Source organism: Pedobacter steynii, assembly GCF_900103665.1.
Taxonomy (GTDB): domain Bacteria; phylum Bacteroidota; class Bacteroidia; order Sphingobacteriales; family Sphingobacteriaceae; genus Pedobacter; species Pedobacter steynii.
The window spans coordinates 423453-445271 of sequence record NZ_FNGY01000003.1; the positions used below are offsets into that span (position 1 = coordinate 423453).

Annotated in this window: 20 protein-coding genes; 15 read left to right on the forward strand and 5 right to left on the reverse strand. The window is 40.7% G+C overall.

Annotation, left to right across the window (positions count from 1 at the left end):
- Positions 1-112: 112 nt before the first annotated feature.
- The 8 genes from BLQ87_RS10120 (at position 113) to BLQ87_RS10155 (ending at position 12188) form a co-directional block, all read left to right on the forward strand.
- On the forward strand, positions 113-3751 hold the full coding sequence (locus tag BLQ87_RS10120; protein ID WP_245723830.1) for a SusC/RagA family TonB-linked outer membrane protein: 3639 nt from the start codon (positions 113-115) through the stop codon (positions 3749-3751).
- 10 nt (positions 3752-3761) lie between these two features.
- The gene (locus BLQ87_RS10125; RefSeq protein WP_074606074.1) at positions 3762-5183 is read left to right on the forward strand and encodes a RagB/SusD family nutrient uptake outer membrane protein; all 1422 of its coding nucleotides are present in this window, start codon (positions 3762-3764) and stop codon (positions 5181-5183) included.
- Between the two features lie 84 nt (positions 5184-5267).
- Positions 5268-6080 (forward strand): hypothetical protein, encoded by an 813-nt coding sequence (locus tag BLQ87_RS10130; RefSeq protein WP_074606075.1) that lies wholly within the window; start codon positions 5268-5270, stop codon positions 6078-6080.
- Entirely contained in the window at positions 6080-7513 is a 1434-nt protein-coding gene (locus tag BLQ87_RS10135) for a TlpA family protein disulfide reductase (protein WP_074606077.1), read from the forward strand. The genes BLQ87_RS10130 and BLQ87_RS10135 overlap by 1 nt, the downstream gene beginning before the upstream one ends.
- Positions 7514-7521: 8 nt before the next feature.
- Positions 7522-8688 carry an NHL repeat-containing protein gene (locus BLQ87_RS10140; protein WP_074606079.1) on the forward strand — a complete coding sequence of 389 codons (1167 nt, stop codon included), beginning with the start codon at positions 7522-7524 and terminating at the stop codon, positions 8686-8688.
- A 41-nt stretch (positions 8689-8729) separates the two neighbouring features.
- Entirely contained in the window at positions 8730-9272 is a 543-nt protein-coding gene (locus tag BLQ87_RS10145; RefSeq protein WP_074606080.1) for a hypothetical protein, read from the forward strand.
- A 272-nt stretch (positions 9273-9544) separates the two neighbouring features.
- Entirely contained in the window at positions 9545-10987 is a 1443-nt protein-coding gene (locus BLQ87_RS10150) for an alpha-L-rhamnosidase-related protein (RefSeq protein WP_074606083.1), read from the forward strand.
- The gene (locus tag BLQ87_RS10155; RefSeq protein ID WP_074606086.1) at positions 10977-12188 is read left to right on the forward strand and encodes a glycosyltransferase family A protein; all 1212 of its coding nucleotides are present in this window, start codon (positions 10977-10979) and stop codon (positions 12186-12188) included. The genes BLQ87_RS10150 and BLQ87_RS10155 overlap by 11 nt, the downstream gene beginning before the upstream one ends.
- Here BLQ87_RS10155 and BLQ87_RS10160 read toward each other — a convergent pair.
- Positions 12177-12557, reverse strand: a complete 381-nt coding sequence (locus BLQ87_RS10160; RefSeq protein WP_074606088.1) for a hypothetical protein — start codon at positions 12555-12557, stop codon at positions 12177-12179. The genes BLQ87_RS10155 and BLQ87_RS10160 overlap by 12 nt on opposite strands.
- A 265-nt stretch (positions 12558-12822) precedes the next feature.
- Between BLQ87_RS10160 and BLQ87_RS10165 the strand changes: the two genes are divergently transcribed.
- Together BLQ87_RS10165 and BLQ87_RS10170 are read left to right on the forward strand one after the other, a co-directional pair.
- Positions 12823-13392 carry a Crp/Fnr family transcriptional regulator gene (locus tag BLQ87_RS10165; protein WP_074606090.1) on the forward strand — a complete coding sequence of 190 codons (570 nt, stop codon included), beginning with the start codon at positions 12823-12825 and terminating at the stop codon, positions 13390-13392.
- A gap of 89 nt (positions 13393-13481) precedes the next feature.
- Positions 13482-13895, forward strand: coding sequence for a MauE/DoxX family redox-associated membrane protein (locus BLQ87_RS10170; protein WP_074606093.1), 414 nt, complete (start codon positions 13482-13484; stop codon positions 13893-13895).
- Between the two features lie 142 nt (positions 13896-14037).
- Here BLQ87_RS10170 and BLQ87_RS10175 read toward each other — a convergent pair whose 3' ends face one another.
- Positions 14038-15237 carry a GTP-binding protein gene (locus tag BLQ87_RS10175; RefSeq protein ID WP_074606095.1) on the reverse strand — a complete coding sequence of 400 codons (1200 nt, stop codon included), beginning with the start codon at positions 15235-15237 and terminating at the stop codon, positions 14038-14040.
- A gap of 109 nt (positions 15238-15346) precedes the next feature.
- Here BLQ87_RS10175 and BLQ87_RS10180 point away from each other — a divergent pair, with 109 nt between their 5' ends.
- The 5 genes from BLQ87_RS10180 to BLQ87_RS10200 all read left to right on the forward strand — a co-directional run bounded on the left by BLQ87_RS10180 (position 15347) and on the right by BLQ87_RS10200 (position 18687).
- On the forward strand, positions 15347-15727 hold the full coding sequence (locus BLQ87_RS10180) for a MerC domain-containing protein (RefSeq protein ID WP_074606919.1): 381 nt from the start codon (positions 15347-15349) through the stop codon (positions 15725-15727).
- A 175-nt stretch (positions 15728-15902) separates the two neighbouring features.
- Positions 15903-16532 (forward strand): ABC transporter ATP-binding protein, encoded by a 630-nt coding sequence (locus tag BLQ87_RS10185; protein WP_074606097.1) that lies wholly within the window; start codon positions 15903-15905, stop codon positions 16530-16532.
- Complete coding sequence (locus BLQ87_RS10190; RefSeq protein ID WP_074606102.1) at positions 16529-17755, forward strand: ABC transporter permease; 1227 nt, start codon at positions 16529-16531, stop codon at positions 17753-17755. Before BLQ87_RS10185 ends, BLQ87_RS10190 begins: the two co-directional genes overlap by 4 nt.
- Positions 17756-17812: 57 nt before the next feature.
- On the forward strand, positions 17813-18250 hold the full coding sequence (locus BLQ87_RS10195; protein WP_245723831.1) for a hypothetical protein: 438 nt from the start codon (positions 17813-17815) through the stop codon (positions 18248-18250).
- Between the two features lie 2 nt (positions 18251-18252).
- A complete protein-coding gene (locus BLQ87_RS10200; protein WP_074606106.1) occupies positions 18253-18687 on the forward strand; it encodes a Fur family transcriptional regulator in 435 nt (144 codons plus the stop codon).
- A gap of 7 nt (positions 18688-18694) precedes the next feature.
- Here BLQ87_RS10200 and BLQ87_RS10205 read toward each other — a convergent pair whose 3' ends face one another.
- Genes BLQ87_RS10205 through BLQ87_RS10215 form a run of 3 tightly spaced genes read right to left on the reverse strand, consistent with a single transcriptional unit; the run spans position 18695 to position 21817 of the window.
- Complete coding sequence (locus BLQ87_RS10205; protein WP_074606108.1) at positions 18695-19765, reverse strand: dipeptidase; 1071 nt, start codon at positions 19763-19765, stop codon at positions 18695-18697.
- A 12-nt stretch (positions 19766-19777) separates the two neighbouring features.
- Positions 19778-20248 (reverse strand): RidA family protein, encoded by a 471-nt coding sequence (locus tag BLQ87_RS10210; protein ID WP_074606110.1) that lies wholly within the window; start codon positions 20246-20248, stop codon positions 19778-19780.
- Between the two features lie 33 nt (positions 20249-20281).
- On the reverse strand, positions 20282-21817 hold the full coding sequence (locus BLQ87_RS10215) for a SusD/RagB family nutrient-binding outer membrane lipoprotein (RefSeq protein ID WP_074606112.1): 1536 nt from the start codon (positions 21815-21817) through the stop codon (positions 20282-20284).
- Positions 21818-21819: the final 2 nt, after the last annotated feature.

A 21819-nucleotide genomic window follows, 5' to 3' on the forward strand; every position in this document is an offset into this window, starting at 1 on the left:
GCTCATAGACAAAGATGGACCCTGCTAAAAATCCAAACTAAACAAATGTATGAAATTTTTCACTGAATCTTCATACAGGCCAAATGCCTGTATGGTTAAATTTCTGTGCGTTATGAAACTGATTATTGTTTTAATGACAACAGCGTTCCTCCAGATCGGTTTTGCTGCTGAGGCACAAAAAATTACTCTATCAGAAAAAAATGCCTCTTTGGTCAAGATATTTAAAGATATCAAGATACAAAGCAGTTATGATTTTTTTGGAGATCTGGAACTGCTCCAAAAAGCCAAAACCGTAACCATAAATATCAGAGACGCAAGAATAGAGGATGTTTTAGCCATTTGCTTCGCTGATCAGAACTTAACCTATACCATTAATGATAAAATAGTCGTCTTCAAAGAAAAAAAAGCCGTTTCAAAAGACACCCGCTTTTTACCTCAGGACTCTCTGGTTTTCAAAGGGAAGGTAATAGATGAAAATGGCGTTCCAATGCTTGGTGCGACTGTGAGGGTAAAAGGCAGCAAAAAGGTTACAAAAACAGGAAACGATGGTAATTTTTCTATCATGGCTTACAAAAAAGGAGCCATTGAGATTTCATTTATTGGTTATGTTACAAAAGAAATCAGCCTTATTGGCTTGAATGCTGGAAACAGTATTTCAGTCGCATTACAACCAGGTCAGAACCAGCTTGGGGAAGTAAACGTAGTGAGTACAGGCTACCAGGATATTCCTAAGGAAAGAGCTACAGGCTCCTTTGAAATCATAAGCAAAGAACAACTGCAACATAGTAATAGTCCAAACCTGGTTAAACGACTGGAAGGTATTACTGCAAGTATGGATTTTGGCAATCCACTAAGTGGCAATGCCAATCTTTCCAGTAATAACGTTAAGAGATCACCACTTATCACTTTAACCATCAGGGGTAAAAATACGCTCGTAGCACCAGGTGTTGGAGTTGACAGAAGCTCAAACAGTGGGCAGATTCTCGTTGTTGTTGATGGAATACCCTCGCCCTACACAATCGATGAAATCAATCCCGATGACGTAGAAAGCATCAATATTTTAAAGGATGCCGCTGCCGCTTCTATTTGGGGCTCAAGAGCATCAAACGGAGTAATTGTGATCAAAACAAAAAAGGGTAGCTATAACAAACCAGCTAATATTTCCTTCAACACCAATATAAACCTGACGGATAAAATCGACTTATTCTATAAAAAGTTTATGACTACTTCTGATTTTGTAGACGCACAAATCCAAAAGTACAATAATAAATATAGTAGACCTGTAGATGATCCTACAGATCTTTTTCAACCACAACCCTTTCTTTCTCCGGTGGAAGAGATTATCAATGATCAACGCCTAGGCAAGCTAACAGATGACCAAGCAAAAGCAAAGTTGGACTATTTACGTGATAAAGATGTTCGAAACGATCTTGATAAATATTTCCTTCGCAAAACCGTTGTTCAAAACTATTCTCTGTCAATTGATGGCGGATCAGAAAAATATGCTTATCGTTTGTCCGGCGGATTTACCAACACCAGAAACAATACTGTTCCCAGCAGTGGTGAAAGATATAATTTGAATTACAGTACATCTGTTAAACCCCTTAAAAAATTGTCAATTGAGGCAATTTTAGCCTATAATGATTCTAAAACCATGGATCAGGCCGGAGGAAACAGACTGGTTGGCAGTAGCCTTAATACAGGATTTAACCCCTATGCAGAGCTGGCAGATGCTCAGGGAAATCCTCTGGTGGTTCCACGTACCTACAGACCGAAATATCTTCAACTTTTGGCGAATCGTTATGGCGATAAAATCCTTGATATGAGTTTTAAACCTTTGGAAGATATGAATTATGGCTATTCCAAAAACACAAGTAAGAACATTAACATTAATCTAAACGCGAATTACAATATAAATTCAATTTTTACGGCAAGACTCACTTATGGATATAGTTACGGACAAAATGAACAAATAGAGTTAAGGGGTGTCAATTCTTATTATACACGTGAAATAATCAACATTTTCACGACTAGAGAAGACTATAGAGACCCCTTTACAACTGCCGTGACTCCCTTGAAAAAATTAATTCCATTAGGTGGTATTTATACTCCTGCAAGAACGAGATATAACATTCAAAGTTTGAGAGGGCAACTGGATGCAAATAAAACATGGAATGAGAAACATCAGTTAAATGCCTTCGCAGCTATAGATATCAATCAATATTATGAAAACAGCTACTTACAACAATTCTATGGATATGATGAAAAAACACTAAAGGTCAATAACAGTTTACCATTTGGCATAGAGTTTAGACGCTTAATCAACGATCAGATCACTGGACTTTCCAGCGGATTTCTCCCTTTTACACCAGCGGGTATTAGTGACTTTAAAACCCGTGCACTGAGTTTTTCTTCAAATGCAGCTTATACCTACGACCGACGATATACCATTTCAGCGAGTATTCGAAAAGACTTAAATAGTACCTCAGGACCATCAACGAATAAGGGGGCTAAACCGTATACCTCATATGGGGTACTCTGGAGTATTAATAATGAAAAATTTTATGGATTAACATGGTTACCATTATTACAATTCCGGGCCACCTTTGGCTCTAACGGTAACATCAACGCTCTAAATACCTACAGACCGATCATCACGAGAATAGCAGCTCCTACTTTTGGTGGTAACCTATTGCCTTATGCAACAACATCTTTTGTATCCAATTCAGAATTACGTCCGGAAAAATCAAGGATGTTCAATACAGGATTGAACTTTGGATTAAAAAACAACAGGCTTTCCGGAAGTGTGGAGTATTTTGTTAGAAATACTAAAGATTTAATTAAGGAAGGTGTACTCGATCCAACTACAGGCTTCAGCTCAGCCAATTACAATTCGGCTAATTTACGTTCCTGGGGAACTGATGTCATCTTAAATTCAATCAATCTCCAAAGAGGAAAATTTAGCTGGACCAGTCATCTGAATTTCAGCTACAACCGTGTTAAAATATTAAAACTACTTTCTGGAAATGTGAAAGGAACAGTTCTCCAACTTCTAGGTTTTGATAACGTTGAAGGTTATGAACTTAATCGGATAGCAGCCTATCGCTGGGCAGGACTGGACCCTCAAACAGGGGATCCAAGAGGTTATGATGCTGACGGAAATATATTAAGAGTTACCGAAACTGAAGCACCGAGCTCTCCTAATTACTTTAATATAGCAAAAATACAGTCGGCCCCTATAAGCACACTCCGCTATTTTGGTTCTGGAGTTCCAGTATATTACGGAGCTTTTCGTAATACCTTTAGTTACGGAAACTTCTCGCTGACTGCTGCATTCCAATATAAACTGGGTTATTATTTTAGAAAGACTACTTCTGATGCGATACGTTATAGTACACTATTCTCGGACAATACTCTAGGAGCTGCAGAATATGCCGACAGGTGGAAAAATCCAGGAGATGAAACCAGAACAAACGTGCCTTCTTTAACTTTCCCCGCAAGTCTTGAAAGAGATGAATTCTACCGCCTTTCTGAAATCAATGTATTAAAAGGAGATCATATTCGCTTTCAGGAAATCAACTTGTCCTATGCTTTCAGAAAAACTAATTTTTTCATCAAGAATCCCAGGATTTATGCCAATGTCAACAATCTTGGAATTGTATGGAGAGCGAACAAAGCAGGAATTGATCCGGATATAAATGACTATCCAATGCCCCGTACTTATGGCCTTGGTTTAAGCGCTAATTTCTAATCGAAAGAAAATGAGAATTATTAAAATATTAATACTGGTATTCATGCTTAGCATGTTACTCACATCCTGTCAAAAGTTTGTCGATATCAAAAAATCAAGTGATCAAGCTTTTATGACTACTGCTGAAGATTGCCAATTGTTATTGGACAATTATTCTGTGATGAATACAGGTTACCCTGTTGATGCAGAAATATCATCAGATAATTACTATACCATTGGTGAAAGCTATAAACAAGATGTCCTACCGGTAATTACTTCTGAAGAATTGGCCCTTCATACCTGGCAATCAAATGCCATCCGTGCTAAAGCAGATGCAAACTGGCAAGGTCCTTATTCTATAGTCTACAATGCGAACCTTGTATTAGAAACTGTTGAAAAGATCAAATCAGGGACAGAGGATCCTGTAAAAATCAATACAGTTAAAGGGGCAGCTTTATTTTACCGTGCTTACGCCTTATGGTCCGTAGCACAAATGTATGCCAAGCCCTATACTGCCGCTACTGCTGCTCAAGATGCAGGTATTCCGATACGCTTAACGTCGGATATAAATGAAAAATCATCACGCGGCACAGTTCAGGATACCTATAACAGGATTGTCTCTGATTTATCAGAAGCGGCAAATCTGTTACCGGCGACTTCAAGTATTGCTACAAGGCCGAATAAAGCGGCAGCCTATGCCATGCTGGCCAGGACATATCTTTCGATGGAAGATTATCCAAACGCATTAGTTAATTCCAATGCAGCTATACAAATTAAAGGCGAACTCCTGGATTACAATAGCAGTGTAGTAAATAAAATCACAAATACGCCATTTGTACGTTACAATAAAGAGGTCATATTTCACTGTGTCACTTTCAGAGCATCAATCTTAAACCCAGGAGTTGCTTCTACAAATACGGCTAAAATAGATCCGGCACTTGTTGCATCGTATGCTCCAAATGACATCAGAAGTAAAATTTTTGTAAAAGCCAATTCAGATGCACATGCGGGATCATATCGTTTCACCGGGAACTATGAGCAGGCAGCAACTGCTGTTCTGTTTACCGGACTTGCAGTTGATGAAATGTACCTCACCCGTGCAGAGTGTTACGCAAGAACAGGTGACAAAGACAAAGCGATGTTGGATCTGAATAAGCTACTGGAAAATCGGTGGACAACCGGAACCTATACTTACCAAAGTGCAACAACATCAGATGAAGCACTCACGAAAATATTGGAAGAGAGAAGGAAGGAATTGCTCATGCGTGGTTTACGCTGGTCAGATCTGAGAAGACTAAATAAAGACAATTCCCGTAAAAAAGACCTCAGCAGAACTCTTACTATAAACGGTGTAACATCTACTTATTCATTACCGGCCAATGATCTAAGATATGTACTTCTTATACCACAAAATGTAATCGACAACAGTAACATCGTACAAAATCCAAGATAAAAACTCAAAATCAAGATACGACTTACCTCTCCTGATCTCTGACAGGATACAGGAGAGGTATTTAGAACTTTTTGTATAAAACTCATGAAAATACTTTTTTTCTCCACCATCCTGTTACTCATTCTAATAACGAACGGTATTCAGGCACAAGATAGTGTCACATTCGATGATGAAAAACCGCTATTCAAATTTCAGGATGAGCAACTGGCAAATCCAAACAAACTATTACGATATGCAGCACTCACCGGATACCGTGAAGGCGTAGCTCCGGTTAGAGGACAATTCAATGTGAATTTCAAAGGATATAATGATGAAAAGACAGAAACTCGCAGAATTTACATGTATAATCTATCTATTCAAGACATGCTTACTCATGGATTAGTCAAACCCAATCAGGTATTTCTCGAGGTAAAGGATCCTTCGAAGTACAGATATGACCCCAAACAGGGAACAGAGACGGAATGGCTACGCAAAAATGGCTATTGCTACGAACTGCTTTTACCTCTCGGTGTATTAAAAGGCATGCACACGCTCGATAATGAAATTCGAAAAATTTTTAATGTTACTTCCGGCTGGGAAAAACGTAAGGTTAAAACCTGGATTTTGGTGCGGACTTCTTCGACTGAAAAATTCAAATCTTCGGGGGGAGATCCTTTTATAGATCAAGTAAAAGGTACCTATCGCAATGTAAATATAGGCATAATTGGAGTTAATAGCCCTGTTCCATTTTTGGATGAAACAGGCTACAAAAAGGCGGCAAATATCGATCTGGGTATTGATATCAGTACAGTAACGGATGTTACAATACTGCGTAAGGCATTGCAAAAATATGATCTGGATGTAAAAGAAGAAATCCGAGAAAAATCAATGTTCGTCATCACTGAAAACAAGAAATAATGAGAAAAATTCACATCATATACCTAATTATCTTTTTTTTAACCGGCCATTTGTGTGCACAGGAAAATAAGACCCTAAATGTATCAGGAAAAGCGAAATTGATTCCAAATCTTCCTGCTTTAACGATTGGAAATCAATTGCCTGATTTTGAAATTCCAATAATTATTCATGGAACTAAACGTAGCACCAAAAGCTCAGAATTCAAGAATCAGCTTTTAATCATAGACTTCTGGTCTATCTACTGTAGTGGTTGTGTGGCTGGTTTACCAAAAATGGATTTACTCCAAAAAGAATTTGGCAATAAAATTAAAATTCTACCGGTAACGTATGAGTCAGAAACTCTCGTTTCCAATTTTTGGAAAAAAAATAGAAACACGAAAAATTTAAGCTTGCCTACTGTTGTAGAGGATAAAATCTTTGTTTCCTATTTCAGACATCTCACTATTCCACACGAAGTTTGGGTGTATAAAGGAAAGGTAATTGCGGTTACTACAGATCAATATGTCAATCAGACAAATATTCAAAAAGTATTAAATGGGGAATCTATAAACTGGCCGGAAAAAAATGATTTTTATTCCTTTGACGGAAGTAAAGAACCACTTTTCAAATTGGATCAAGCTCAGGCATCTCCTTCTTCAGTTATCCGGTATACCGCGATAAGTGGCTATAAAGAGCATGTCAATTCAGAAGGCTTAACCGGAGGCTCTGGAACTGTGCGAGATAAAACAGGAAATACGATCCGAACATTCTTTCTAAACCAATCTATTTTTAGTTCCTATGATATAAACTGGAGGAATCTGATCGATCCTTCCACGTTAATCAGGCCGAGCAAATCCATAACCCCCAATCAGATCTTATGGGAAGTGAAGGATCCTTCCAGATATAAATATGATTCCAAGATGAGTTATCAGGCAGAATGGGTCCGAGCGAATGGAATTTGTTTTGAATCTCTCAGTCCGGATACTGGACAAACCATTTCAGACATTTCAAAATCTATCATAGATGGACTGAACTCACTTTTAGGACTGAATGTACGCTGGGAGAAAAGAAAAGAAAAAGTATTTATTCTGATACGTACTAGCAACAAGGACAAATTAGAAAGCAAAACTACATTAACCGACAACAAGGATCAGCTGACGATAAAAGGCACTATCAGGCATTTTCGCGCTGTTCCGCTATCAACCTTGATATATCAACTTAATCAACAAACACAAAATCCATACATTTTCGATGAAAGCGCTTACACCGGAAAAGTTGATATGGACCTTGATATTGACTCCTGGACTAACATTAGCTCTATAAAAAAAGCGCTACAAGCCTATGACCTTGACTTAAAAGAAGAACAACGCCTTGTTGACAAATTTGTATTTACAGAAATAGATGGAGGCTTGTTAAAAGAAGAAAAACAAACTATAAAACAAACCATAAATTAAAACAAATTATGAAAAAAGTACAAATAGCCCTACTGGGATTACTATTCGTAACCGCAACCAGCTGTAAAAAAACGGAAAAAGTTGAAGTGGAACAACCCAAAGAAATCATAGTAACAACTATTGCCGGAGCTGGTAATCCAGGCTTTAAGGATGGAACGTCCAGAAACACGTCGTTTAATTACCCCCAAAAAGTAGTCACCGATGCTGCTGGGAATATCTATGTCGCTGATCAAAAGAACAATCGGATCAGAAAAATCACTCCTGAAGGTGTCGTGACAACTATTGCCGGAGATGGTAATCAGGGAAATACAAATGGTCAGGGAACTGCAGCACAATTTAAGCAACCCATTGGAATAACTATAGATGGAAGTGGTAATTTATATGTCGCGGATGCAGGTAACAATAGCATTAGAAAAATCACAGCTTCCGGAATGGTTAGCACACTAGCCGGCGGGGCTGGTGGAGGTTTTGCTGATGGTACTGGAAGTGCAGCGAAATTTAACTATCCGTTTGATATTACATTAGATGCATCCAATAATCTATTGGTTTCAGATTTAGCAAACAATAGGCTCAGGAAAGTTACTCCAGAAGGAGTAGTGACCACCTTTGCAGGAACCGGTGGGAGCAATATTGTCAATGGACCAATTGCAACAGCGACAATGTACAATGCAGCTTCGACAGTCATTGATCCGACATCAGGAAATATTTATGTTGCACAGGACTGTTTTATAAGAAAAATCACCCCAGATGGAATTGTTAGTGTATTAGCTGGAAATACCAGTCCGCAACTTGGTTTTGGATATATTGATGGCCCCGGTCTTATAGCCAAGTTTTTTTACATCTATTCACTTACTATTGACAAGAAAGGAAACATCTACGCCGCAGATACAGATAACCATCTAATTCGCAAGATCACTCCCGATGGATTTGTAAGTACCTATGCGGGAAAACAATATCCTAATGTTGGAACGCCATTTCCTGCACCACACCTGGATGGTCCGGCCAAGACTGCACTATTTGCAAGACCAACAGGCGTCACATTTGATAAAGATGGAAACCTTATTGTTTCAGAACAAGATGGCAATTGCATCAGAAAAATCATTGAAGTACCAATCCCGGATTCTCCGGAAGAATTTGCCCGCAAGAACTGGAACAAGCCACAAGGTTGGAAATAAGGCACTACAAAACTATTTTAAATCCTATACCAAATAAAAAAATGAAAAAAATATTACTAGCAATAGCCTTGTTTACAGCCGCCTCCATGACTGTAATGGCACAGAATAAGAATAACAAGTCATTCTCTGATTCCACTTCAAATAAAATGATAAGCAAATTCAAAATCTCAATTGGTCTTGATGAAGGTATTCCGGTTGGACATATCTCAAAATATTCCTCTTTTGTTATGGGAGCGTCAGTTCAGGGAGAATATCTCCCATTAAAGGAGCTTGGCATTACTTTAAGTGCTAACTATGTCTATTACCTTGGTAAAGACGGTGAAGATGGCTTATCCATGCTTCCTGTTATGGGAGGAGTTAATTTTTACATTACACCCAAGGTCTTTCTTTCCGGACAAGTAGGAGCAGCATGGTATATCAATAAGGGCAGTGAAAAGGATACTTACTTCACCTATGCACAAGGCATTGGTTTTATGGCTTCGAAACGCATCAGTCTTTTGGCTAAATACGAAGGAATAAATGTTGGCACCTCCAGGACCTACTCTTTTGCCGGTCTTCGGGTAGCCTATAATTTTTATAAATAGAAAATAACACTTAAATACGCTCTCAACAACCATGGGGTTTGCAGATGCCAACTGCCCCCATGGTTTTAATCATCTGATTATGAAAAATACCATCATTAAACATATATACAGGTATAAGTATGGGCGTATACAAGTCATTGGTCCAGCATGCGGTGGACTATTTAATCGGCATGTCGAAATTCCCCCTACTTCTACCTATGCATGGTTCGGCAATCAGGCATTTCTCGCCATAAGCAGAACCAATCTGGATCCAATGAATCAATATATTGTCTATGAGTTTTCGGATTCATGTGCAAGCCCGCTTGGGTCTGCAGGTCCAGTGTATAGAAGTCAATTTCTTCATTCAATTAAAGTTCACCGCAGCATGGGCCTTATATAACGTAACCGGCAAAAATGAACCTTTAATTCTGAAACATATGAATGGAATGACAATAGGTTATCCCCTAAAAATATCGGCAACATTTAAGTGTAATGACCAGGCCTTAAAAAGAATGTGGACTCTGGGATGTCGGCGGATACAGTATGCAGCAGCACAAATCTGCCACAACACACCATATCAGGACCAATTACATTATACCGGTGACACCCGTATTCAGGCCATTACAGCGGTATATCTATCGGGAGAAGACCGACTGATGAAAAAAGCGATTCTGGATTTCTATAACTCCAGATCTGCCCGGCAAGTCACAAATGGCTACAATCTGGGTAGTCCGTTAAAAGTCATCCCTACCTTTTCCCTTTTTTGGATCTCATTGGTTTACGACTATTGGATGCATAGAAAAGATGATGATTTCATCATTCAGTTCCTTCCGTCTATACAGGGAATCCTGGATTGGTATGAGCGGCAAATGAAGGGCGATCAGGACATGATCGGCGCCATAAAATGGTGGAACATAATCGATTTTTACAGGTTCAATAGCTGGGGAGTAACTCCTGCCCCTGAAAGTGCAAGCTCTGCGATTGTCTCACTTCAATTTGCCTATACACTTAAACAGGCAGCAAAACTATTCAGCGCCTTTGGAAATCCGGATCGGGCCAAAAGATACACTAATCTGGCAGAAAAAATCAATGATGATGCTATGAGATTCTGCTTTAATGAGGAAAAGGCACTGATGGCAGATACGCCGGAAAAAATATCTTATAGCCAGCATGCAAACATCTGGGCCATTCTGAGTGGTGCTGTTGAAGACAAAAAAGCGAAAAAGGTGATGATCCATACCTTATATGATAAGTCGCTCGCACAGGCAACCTTCTTTTATAAATCCTATTTAACTCAGGCATTAAAGAAAACCGGACTTCAGGATCAGTATTATTCCCAGCTCAAACCATGGGAACGGACATTAGACCCGGAACTTAAAACCGTTACTGAACGTATCGAACCCGAATACTCCGAACGTAATGAATGGAGTGCTCAACCTTGCCATGACTTTCTGACTACCATTTGTGGCATCACCTCCGTTGCACCTGCTTTTGAACGTGTTCAAATCCAGCCTGCATTAGGTCCTTTACTGGATATAGAAGGAATGATGTCTCACCCTGAAGGACCAATCATTGTAAAATACCGAAGGATCGGAAAAACAGGCATCCACGCTGAAATAGACATTCCGGAAACCATTCAGGGAGATTTTATATGGGACGGCAGAATGTTTTTATTACGTGGAGGAAAACAAACTATAGAATGTTCGGCAGTTAGGGAACTGATGCATGAATACTAAAGCTAAACCTCTTGTTTCCTGCGTCATGATTACTGGTGGCAAATTTGAACTCCTTGTCGCTGGAATTACTCATTTTCTGAACCAGGATTATTCAAATTTGGAATTGATTGTGATACAATCTGGAGGAGAGTCCGTAGAATTACTAATTCCGTATTGTCCGACGATCCGTTTTATCTATCAATCCGATCCAACAACTTCAGGCGAATCACGAAATAGAGCTTGTGAAAAAGCAACCGGAGAGATTATTATTCATTGGAACGAAGCGAGCTATTACGCTGAAGACTGGATACGTTGCCAGGTCAATGCCCTTAACACTTCCGGAGCAGACATCTGCGGACTAAATAAAACAACAGAGCTGGATTCATGGTCTGAATTACTGGAAAGACAAGTAGAAAACCCAGATGAAACGATTAGCTGGATAGCTGGTTCGACCTTATGTTACCGGAAAAAACTATGGGTAGCTTATCCATTCAACACCTCTCAAAACGATGAAAACAAAGACTTCGTCTTCAATTCAGGAGGAAAAGTATATGCTCATCACTATTCAAAAGGATATCGTGGTAAGGCGGATCTCATTCCAATTCCAGGCAAACACGTTTTATTGCCTTTAGTATCTTGTATTATGACCACCAGAAATTCGACAATGCTGGTTCCATTTATGCTACATTGTTTCCTTTGCCAGGATTATCCAAATGTAGAGCTCATCATTATGGACGACAGCATTCTGGCTGCCCCGGAGTTAATTTTGCACTGTCCCAATACCAGGTATTTTTTCATTGAGGGCAGGGAAACTGAAGGAGCGAAGAAAAATATGGCTTGTAGTCTGGCCAATGGAAGCATCATTCTACATTGGGATGATCAGGACTGGTATGCCCATGATTGGATTAAACACCAGGTGACGGCGCTGGCAACCTCTGGTGCAGACATGTCCGGATTGAACTTCGTTCAAACCTATTCCATGCCTCATCAAAAATCCGTGACGACAGAAAAAAGCTCATGGTTATACGGCGGAACGATGGTCTATTGGAAATCCATTTGGGAAAACAATCCGTTTAAAGCGCTTAAAACAGGAGAAAATGAGGATTTCCAACAACAACCAGGGCTAAAAATTATTGCCCATGATTATATAGAAGGCTTTAATACAAACACTTATGTAAGAAACCAGGACCGTCTATTACCTGACGATCCACTAGTGAATTAATGCATCCCTTTTTACTAAAGCTGCATTTATTGCAGCTTTTTTATTGCGGGCAAACAGATAAACGGAAATGGTCCCCTCTTCTTTTTTCACCACCTCCTCAAAAGCAAGCTCCGTATCCTCAATGCTGGATAAGCTGATCACCTCTACAGGCTTTCTACTCTCCTCATCAAAGTTTACCAAATAAGGAACCCGCTCCTTATCACAAATAAAGTCCGGATTAAACGCAACTTCCATCACCTTTAATTTTTCATTTCTTGAAAACCTTTTCCTAAAAGCTTCTACTTTTTCCTTTGAGTCAAACACAGCCTCTATGTCATGAACATGCTCATAATCTCCATAGAAGACGATGTAAACCTTATGATCCCTCATACAATAAAATTAAAAATCTCTGTCCCTATACAGAGAAAACTTCCCCTATTTTGAGCGCTAAGCTATATAAATAGATTAAGTTTTTTATAAAAAAAATCGCACTGTAAAGAATTATACAACTAATTGTAAACCAATTTACAATCGACCTGTAAACAGCGTGCAATCTGTTCCAGAGAACCGATTCCGAGAGATGGATTTGTTATTTTAGATAGCAGAAATCCAAGGGAATTTCTAAGTATTTTAATGAACCGAATAACCTTTTTAAATGGAAAATGAAGATTTTTTCAATTCTCTGGCAGGCACAAACAAAACAAGTTATGAACTTAGAGCTCAATTCTATAAAATGGTGGAGAAGGAAATCCATCCAAGACATACAACCATCTTAAGTTCCGGGCAAATTTGCAATCATATTTGGTTCATTATAAAAGGGTTTGCTATGGCTTATATTGAAAAAGAAGATAGAAAAATCCCTTATCAGTTCTGGAATGAAAATCAAATTATGGTACCGGTGAATAGCTTTTTCAAACAACTCCCCGCCGATGGCTGCGTACAGCTCCTGGAGAAAAGCACGTTATTGGCCATTTCCTTTAGCAACATCCAAAAACTAATAGAAGCCTTTCCAGAGTTCAACCAATTCATGTGTAGCTTATTGCTAAACCTCCAATATTCATCCGAAAGGAGGGTCTTTCACCTCACCTCTATCGATCCTGGAGAACGTTATGCACTATTGCTAAAAGAATCACCATTTATCATTAGAAAAGCTCCTGTGGAGCTCATCTCCGCTTACCTTGGCGTTTCCAGAAAAACCTTGAACCGCATTCGGGCAAAGAAGTAACAACCTCATTTTGGGACATTTGGCCCTACAAGAACCCAACCTATCCACTTAACTTTAGTCTATAATTATTTACTAATCAAATTAACCGTATGAATATTTATCCATCTATCATCATCATTATCATCCTTCTTGTTATCATGTGGGCCTACGCTGCCATTTCAAAATTACTAAGTTTGGCGGAATTCAAAGAGGCGTTAGCCACTCAAGTGTTTCCGGCATGGATAGGGAAAATTCTGGTTTGGGTATTACCCATCTCGGAACTCGGAATTGTAGGCCTTATGCTCTTCCAAAAAACTCAGTTAGTTGGAATGTATGCTTCGTTTACATTGATGCTATTATTTACTTTATATGTCGGAGGAGCCGTTGCTAACCTCTATCAGCGTCGCCCTTGTGCATGCGGAGGACTGTTCGGCAAACTTGGATGGACAAGACATTTTTATGTAAACATCTTTTTCACATTGATATCTATTATTGGAATTATACTTCTGGAGTCAGGCAAATAATTGGTCGCCGGGAAAACCTTTGTCTTCCAGGCGGCCCTTTATTACTATCCTACATTTACCCTTTGTTGCCAATCGTTGTTTTTATTTCTGACTGTTTAGGGTTGAACCATACCTAACAGTCAGAATAAAGACGCCATAATCATCAAAGCATACGCTCAAAGGGATTTTTAAACTCTTCCTGCTGTGCATACCTGATCAGCTCATCATCGTTCAGTAAACAGGAATTTAATTCCCGGTTAAGCTGTACCTTATCCAGGTCCTGACCGATGAACACGAGCTCGTTCAGACGATCACCAAAATAACGGTCCCATTTTCGCTCAATATCATTCCGGTTATCCGCATAATCTACGTAATTAAGCCTTTCCTGTAAGGGCATACTTGCCCACCATGTACCTGCATTTTCCACTTTCAAAGAACCTCCTGCCTGAGAGAAATTCAGGGCACGATCAGGCATTGGTGCCAGCCAGAACAAACCTTTGGTGCGCAACACATTGTTTGGAAAATTGACATTCAGGTAATCCCAAAGGCGTTCCGGGTGGAAAGGCCGGGGAGAGCGGAATACCGTACTACTGATTCCATATTCTTCTGTCTCGGGTTCATGCTCACTATTCAACTCCCTGATCCATCCGGCTCCCTGCGATGATTCTTCAAAGTCAAATAAGCCGGTATTCAATATTTCAGGAAGCGCCACCTTGCTGAAGGAGGTTTCGACCTGTTTTGCCGAAGGGTTCAGTTTCCTGATCACCGCCCTGATGAGCTTAAGATCTGCCTCCGTAATCAGGTCTGTTTTATTCAGAAGGATGACATTGGCAAACTCGATCTGATCGGTAAGTAAATTCACGATCGTACGCCTGTCTGCACGGTCATCTACCCAATCCCGGTCGAGCAGCAATTCATTAGTTCCAAAGTCCTTCTTGAAGTTAAAACAATCGACCACCGTAACCATCGTATCCAACCTGCTGAACCTGCTCAAATCGATTCCCATCGCTTCATCAACATAACTAAAAGTTTGTGCTACCGGAATGGGTTCTGAAATTCCTGTGCTTTCAATGATCAGGTAATCGAACCGGTCTTCTTTTGCCAGTTTCTCTACTTCCGCAATCAGATCTTCCCTCAGCGTGCAACAAATACAACCATTACTCATTTCTACCAGCTTCTCTTCCGTTCTTGATAACGTATGCGTGTTTTGAACCGTGCGGGCATCAATGTTAAGCTCACTCATGTCGTTTACAATCAATGCGACTTTCAAATTCTCCTTATTATGGAGAATATGATTCAATAAAGTGGTTTTACCGCTCCCCAGAAATCCACTGAGCACGGTAACAGGTAATAGTTTTCTCATATCATTGCAATTAAGTTGCAAATATACATTGCAATATTTCAAATGCAACAATATTGCTTTTATATTTGTAACTCAATAGTTCACACGCTTTATGTTTAAAAATTCGAAGATGAAACCTTTATTAAGATCCAGCCGTTTAGATCAGGTAGGCATGACCGCCTCCATTGCTTGTGCCATCCACTGTGCAGCCCTCCCATTTCTCATCACCACCTTGCCCCTATGGGGTTTAAGCTTCCTTGCCCACAGCTGGGTGGAAGTCAGCATGATCTGCCTCTCACTGTTCATAGGTACCTGGTCATTGGCCCGTTCCTATCCTAAACATAAAAAAACAGTTCCTGTCTTGGTGCTCATCATTGGATTTGTTTTAATAGGCTGCGGTCATTACCTCATCACTGATCTGGAAGCAGTACTAATTCCCCTGGGTGGATTTACCATTGCCGCAGCACACCTCATCAACTGGCGCTATACCCGCAGTTGTACACATCAATAATTTAATCAATGCAGTAGCAAATACTTTACACACCTCACATGAACAAGAAACTTTTATTTGGCGTATTTTTGCTTTTTGTAAGCATGATCAACCCCGGTTGTAACCATACACAAATGGATAGCAAACAGCTATACCTGAAATATGTAAAAAGCCGCATGATAAACAGCAAACATTTATGATCTCTTTAAAATCTGTATCACATAGTTATGCCGGCCAAAAGGACATCGGCTTTAGCGACTGGCAAATCAATGACGGGGAACAATGGCTCCTTCTCGGTGAATCAGGAAGCGGAAAAACAACCCTTCTTCATATCCTTACCGGTATTTTAAAACCGAAACAGGGAGAAGTTCAGATCAACAATACCTCAATTTACGAACTATCAGCTAAAGACCTTGATCAGTTCAGAGGGAGGAACATCGGCATCATTTTCCAGCAGCCACACCTGATTAAGAGCCTTAGCATTTCAGAAAACCTTGTTTTAGCCCAAAGTTTTGCTAAACTCCCTACAGATTTGAAACGCGTAAACGAAGTATTGGATTCCCTGGGAATTGAAGGCAAGAAAAGTGCCTACCCCGATGAGTTAAGTCAGGGGCAATTGCAGCGGGTATCTATCGCAAGGGCAGTGATTAATAAACCGGCATTATTGATTGCAGATGAGCCGACCTCCAGTCTGGACGACAAAAATGCGGCAATCGTACTGGAATTGCTGATGCAGCAATCTGGTGCCAACCAGGCTACTCTTGTAGTCGCTACGCACGATAAAAGAGTGAAGGATGCATTTATCAATACTTACGAACTATCATGAGCCCATTAAAGATCAGCTGGAAGAGCTTATGGTCTAAGCCATTATCTTCCGCACTAAATATGATGCTAATTGCTTTTGGCACCGGAATTCTAACCATTTTACTATTAGCGTCCAATCAGATCGCCCAAAAGCTGGACAACAACTCTAAAGACATTGACCTCGTAGTAGGTGCAAAAGGAAGCCCATTGCAGTTAATCCTGAGCAGCATTTATTACATCGATTTTCCGACAGGAAATATTCCTTTGAAAGAAGCAAAGGAATTGTCGCGCAGCCCATTTGTAAAAAGGGCTGTTCCTCTTGCTTTAGGGGATAACTATAACGGAACCCGAATTGTGGGGACCGACAGTAATTTTGTAGCCATTTATAAACTGAAGGTACAGACCGGAAAATTATGGACTAAGGATTTTGAAACTACCATCGGTGCAAGCGTTGCGGAAAGCCAGCAGTTAAAAGTAGGTGACACCTTTTATGGCGCGCATGGCCTGACGAGCAACAGTGATGTTCATAAAAGTCATCAATACACAGTATCGGGAATCCTGGCACCTCAGGGTAATGTAACGGATAACCTGATTCTAACAAATATTGCCAGTGTCTGGAAGATGCACGACGACCATGAAGAAGGCGAAGCCCATGAACATAAAGACGGCGAAAGTCATCATAAAGAGGAACATGGTGATGAAGGAAAAGAACTGACCTCTTTGCTGATTCAGTATCGTTCGCCAATGTCTGTAGCCATCTTTCCCAGAATGGTAAATGAAACGACCAATATGCAGGCAGCTTCACCAGCGCAGGAAAGCACCCGGTTATTTTCTTTAATCGGCGTTGGTGTAGAAACCTTGCAATGGTTTGCCGTATTGATCATGCTGATTGCAGCGATCAGTGTCTTTGTAAACCTGTACAATTCGCTTAAGGAGCGTAAATACGATTTGGCCATCATGCGTACACTTGGTGCCTCCCGGGGAAAACTCTTCCTGATTGTCATTGCAGAGGGGATTATCCTTACACTTGCAGGTACGTTAATCGGGATTGCATTAGGCCATCTCGCCCTTCAGTTTATAGGAAACTACCAGGAAAGTAGTCAGGCGAAATTAACCGGCCTGGTTTTCCTGAAGGATGAAATTTATTTGTTTGTTGCTGGCCTAGCTATTGGTATATTTGCAGCTATCATTCCTGCAGTGCAGGCTTACCGGTCAAATATTTCGAGAATACTGTCAAAAAATTAAAAGAAATATAGGAAGATCAATAAGTTAAACTTAGGGAACATAAATAAATAGATGATGATGAAACGAATAATTCTTGTAGTGCTCTTGTTTACCGGATTTGCGGTTAAAGCACAACACAATCCTGATGATCAGATCTTGTCGGACAACTGGGATGTGGTAGGCGGTGTTGATTTTAAGATTGTAAAGGATTCAGAAATGTATGCCGTTTATACTCCTGAGATCAAGAAACATGCGAACAAGGCTTTTGAACTGGAAGGATATATTGTTCCCATCAAGGATGGCATGAAACAGACCAAATTCATGCTTTCAACGTTACCTATTAACCAATGTTTCTATTGCGGAAAGAATGGCGTTCCCATTATGGTATTGGTAGAAATGGCGGAGCCGATCAAATTTACCTATAAGACCATTGTAGTAAAAGGTACGCTAAAATTAAACCCGGGCAATGCGATGGATAACCCTCCTATTTCCCTGGTAAATGCAAAATCGATATAATCATGAGACTAGATCCCGTAAATATTTTAAAAGAGCACGACCTTAAACACACCAGACAAAGGGTGCGTGTACTGGAAGAAATTGCTTTGGACACCGTAGCCATCTCTCAGCCGGAACTCGAGAAAAAGCTGGGTAAAGAGATCGACAGGGTAACTTTATACAGAATCCTGAACACTTATGAAGATAAGGGGATTCTTCACCGCATCATGGATATGAACGGAACGGCAAACTATGCCATCTGCTCTTCCTCCTGCTCCGAAGATCACCATCATGACGAACATGTGCACTTTAACTGTACCACCTGTTCAAAGATTTACTGCCTTGAAGTCGTGGTCCCTAAGATAAAAATGCCAAAGGGCTTTACGGCAAAAACCGTAAACACTACTGCTTACGGTACTTGCGAAAAATGTAATGCCCTTTTAGAAACCCCGGCTTAATTTAGTTTTAAGCCCAGGCTTTATAAAGGAAATTTAGCCAGTTTTGATGAAAGATATGGTCCAGATCTTCCGCAGAATAACCTTTTGCGGAAAGCATGGCAACCATCTTTTGCAAGTCTGAAATGGTATCCAGATCTAATGGAGATTGCTCCGTTCCGAAAGCCCCATCAAGGTCAGAACCTATTCCGATATGACGCGCATTTCCTGCAAGCTGACAAATATGATCCATATTGGCCACCACCTTTTCCAGGTCACAGTTCATACTTTGTGGTGTAGACACTCCCCTTTCCCAGTTCGGCACGAGCATCCAGGCATCTAAAGCACCTCCAATCACAGCTCCGCGTTCAATCAATGCAAGGACCTGCTCATCGCTATATTGACGGTTATGGTTTACAAAAGCCCTGCAATTGTTATGGCTTGCCCAGACAGGCCCTGAGAAATTAGCTAAGGCCTGCCAGAATGCATCATCACAAAGGTGTGTGGCATCCAGAATAATGTTCAAACGCTCCATCTCTTTAAGTAAAGCTAAGCCCTGCGCGCCCATTTCTCCAATTGCATCCGTTCCATTGGCATACCTTCCCGGACCATAATGTGCCGGACCAATCGCCCTTAACCCGTATTGATGAGCCCTTTCCAGGTAGCTGAGGTCTACAATAGAATCTGCACCTTCAAGGCTCAGGATATAACCAATCGTTTTATTGTCATTAGCGGTTCCATCATTCCAGTATTCATAATGCGCTTTCAGTTGGGCGGCATTACGAATCTGGACCATTTCCCCGGCTTCTTCCATTGTTTGGTACCAGGAAAGCTGTGCCTGTGTCTGGGCCCATGCCTGCTCCGGAGAATTCCAACCCGGAATCACACTTCCGGGTTTTACATAACGGGCAATCTGAGTGGCGACAACAATACCGATATTTCCTTTCCTGAGCTCAGGAAAGGAAACCGTAGACCTTTCCCGGTCAGGCTTATCTGTCATTCCCTTTTCCAGGGCACGAATCGCTTGCACAGGTAACCTTAAATCCCTGTTCCATTCCATGGCATTCATACTGAGATCCAGGTGGGCATCTATTATAAACATAGGTCTAACACATTATTGATGTAATTCAAAAACAGCTTCTACTTCTACCGGAATATTATCCGGCAAAGAGCCCATCCCTACCGCACTACGTACACCTATTCCATTCTCATGGCCCCAAACCGAAGCAAACAATTCGCTGCATCCATTGATAATGTAAGGATGTCTTTCAAAGTCTGCCGAACAATTCACCATCCCCAGCACTTTGATCACGCGCTTTACCACATCAAGGCTACCAAAATTAGTCACAATGGTAGACAACATGGTGAGTCCAACCTGACGGGCTGCCAGTTTTCCTGCTTCCAGGTCCATATCCTCCCCGATCCGGCCAATGATCAACGACTTGTCCGTTTGTACCGGTCCGTGTCCTGATAAATATAAATATTTACCGTCTACTAAAAACGGCTTATAAATCCCTAATGGCTGCGGGGCCGGAGGTAACACTAAATCTAATTTTAAAAATGCTTCTTGGGCTGATAAATTCATGGTATTTGTTATAAAAATTGAGTATTAAATTGTTTACTGTTTGTCCCACCATACACGGGTGGTTAAGGTATTTGCGCCCTGACGCGAAATGGCATCCTGGATATTTTTTGCATTACTGGCACCCTCGGCATTCGGGTAAATCAACCTTCTTGGAATGGTCCCACCTGTTACGTTGCCAGGATAATTGACCGGAATCAACACCGGATATCCGGTTCTTCTCCAATTGGCAAACACCTCATATTCATCGATATATAAAGCCGCCCAGATCTGAGTATGGATCTGTTCCATTTGTTTATCAAACGTTCCGGCAACATCGAATGGATGGGCAGTCAGATACTGATTGATTTTATCTGAGGAAATTGCGTAAGCACTGCCATACATAGCTGCATTGTCAAATGATCCAGTCACTCCTTTAACATAAAACTGACCGGCACTCCCCACATTATTCCATCCGCGGGCTGCGGCTTCAGCGAGGTAAAGGTTCGTTTCTGCATTTCCAAGAACAAGTAATGGTGCATCAAGTCTGAGTACAGTATTCTGATTAGGCTCGGAATAGGTACCAAGGTCATTGGCCGAAGGTGCCGTTCCGGTTCCATTTGGAAAACCTTTTTGAATGGCAGGATTAGGATCCTGTGTGGTCCCCACCCACACTCCGGAATAAACACTCAACCTAGGGTCATTGTTATTTTTCAAATAATTAATAAAGGTCGTACTTAGCTTTCCGCCTTCAATGTTATTTTTACCAAAAGAGTTCGCAGAAAAATCCCTGCTTCTCGATTCCCTCGCGGTAGGATTACGGTTCAGGTCCTGCGGACCATCGCTATATCTCATGATCGCATTATCTTCCTTATTCAGAATAACACCACCGGCGATTGCCTTTTTCACCCAGGTCTCAGAGAGTGCAGCATCTTTTTTAGTTAACCTTAAGCCCAAACGAAGCATCAGCGAATAGGCGAATTTCTTCCATTTCCCGGCATCGCCACCGTAAATAAAATCATTACCTCCATACGAGGCTTTTGCGGCATCAAGTCCAGCTGCAGCTTCATCCAACTCTTTCAGCATGTCTTTATATATGGTCTCTTGAGCATCGTATTTAGGGGTAAAGTTAAGGCCAGTCAGCCCTTTTCCGGCTTCACTGTAAGGCACATCACCATAAAGGTCCGTCATCCTGTGGTAAATGTATACCCGCCAGATGCGTGCCACATTTAATTTATTCACCTCGGCCGGAGTTGCTTTAACAGCCCTGATCACTTCCTCAATTTCATTTACGGCAGTAGGATAACCATCCGTGAAGTAAGGTGCCTGATAGAAATCATTGGCAAAATATTTATCTCCTATTCCGGAAACTTCTTTATAGGTAGCATAATGCTGAATGAAACCACCCAGGTTTAAAACACCGGTAAGGTAATAACTGTTGCTCATCGTGCTGAGGAGCGATTTGGAAAACAAAAACGCAGGTGTCGGTGTAGACAGGGAATTTGGGTTTTTATTCAGGTCACCAAAATCTTTTTTACATCCTGATATGGCCAGGATCAATACTGCACTTATATAGTATATATATCTTTTCATTG

Excerpts from the sequence above, each read along its gene's own strand:
- BLQ87_RS10210 (WP_074606110.1), bottom strand. The coding sequence starts at position 20,248 with ATGAATTTATCAGCCCAAGAAGCATTTTTAAAATTAGATTTAGTGTTA.
- BLQ87_RS10130 (WP_074606075.1), top strand. The coding sequence starts at position 5,268 with ATGAAAATACTTTTTTTCTCCACCATCCTGTTACTCATTCTAATAACG.
- BLQ87_RS10175 (WP_074606095.1), bottom strand. The coding sequence starts at position 15,237 with ATGAGAAAACTATTACCTGTTACCGTGCTCAGTGGATTTCTGGGGAGC.
- BLQ87_RS10190 (WP_074606102.1), top strand. The coding sequence starts at position 16,529 with ATGAGCCCATTAAAGATCAGCTGGAAGAGCTTATGGTCTAAGCCATTA.
- BLQ87_RS10170 (WP_074606093.1), top strand. The coding sequence starts at position 13,482 with ATGAATATTTATCCATCTATCATCATCATTATCATCCTTCTTGTTATC.
- BLQ87_RS10200 (WP_074606106.1), top strand. The coding sequence starts at position 18,253 with ATGAGACTAGATCCCGTAAATATTTTAAAAGAGCACGACCTTAAACAC.
- BLQ87_RS10135 (WP_074606077.1), top strand. The coding sequence starts at position 6,080 with ATGAGAAAAATTCACATCATATACCTAATTATCTTTTTTTTAACCGGC.
- BLQ87_RS10120 (WP_245723830.1), top strand. The coding sequence starts at position 113 with ATGAAACTGATTATTGTTTTAATGACAACAGCGTTCCTCCAGATCGGT.
- BLQ87_RS10215 (WP_074606112.1), bottom strand. The coding sequence starts at position 21,817 with ATGAAAAGATATATATACTATATAAGTGCAGTATTGATCCTGGCCATA.
- BLQ87_RS10160 (WP_074606088.1), bottom strand. The coding sequence starts at position 12,557 with ATGAGGGATCATAAGGTTTACATCGTCTTCTATGGAGATTATGAGCAT.
- BLQ87_RS10125 (WP_074606074.1), top strand. The coding sequence starts at position 3,762 with ATGAGAATTATTAAAATATTAATACTGGTATTCATGCTTAGCATGTTA.
- BLQ87_RS10205 (WP_074606108.1), bottom strand. The coding sequence starts at position 19,765 with ATGTTTATAATAGATGCCCACCTGGATCTCAGTATGAATGCCATGGAA.
- BLQ87_RS10185 (WP_074606097.1), top strand. The coding sequence starts at position 15,903 with ATGATCTCTTTAAAATCTGTATCACATAGTTATGCCGGCCAAAAGGAC.
- BLQ87_RS10140 (WP_074606079.1), top strand. The coding sequence starts at position 7,522 with ATGAAAAAAGTACAAATAGCCCTACTGGGATTACTATTCGTAACCGCA.
- BLQ87_RS10195 (WP_245723831.1), top strand. The coding sequence starts at position 17,813 with ATGAAACGAATAATTCTTGTAGTGCTCTTGTTTACCGGATTTGCGGTT.
- BLQ87_RS10150 (WP_074606083.1), top strand. The coding sequence starts at position 9,545 with ATGAGTTTTCGGATTCATGTGCAAGCCCGCTTGGGTCTGCAGGTCCAG.
- BLQ87_RS10180 (WP_074606919.1), top strand. The coding sequence starts at position 15,347 with ATGAAACCTTTATTAAGATCCAGCCGTTTAGATCAGGTAGGCATGACC.
- BLQ87_RS10165 (WP_074606090.1), top strand. The coding sequence starts at position 12,823 with ATGGAAAATGAAGATTTTTTCAATTCTCTGGCAGGCACAAACAAAACA.
- BLQ87_RS10145 (WP_074606080.1), top strand. The coding sequence starts at position 8,730 with ATGAAAAAAATATTACTAGCAATAGCCTTGTTTACAGCCGCCTCCATG.
- BLQ87_RS10155 (WP_074606086.1), top strand. The coding sequence starts at position 10,977 with ATGAATACTAAAGCTAAACCTCTTGTTTCCTGCGTCATGATTACTGGT.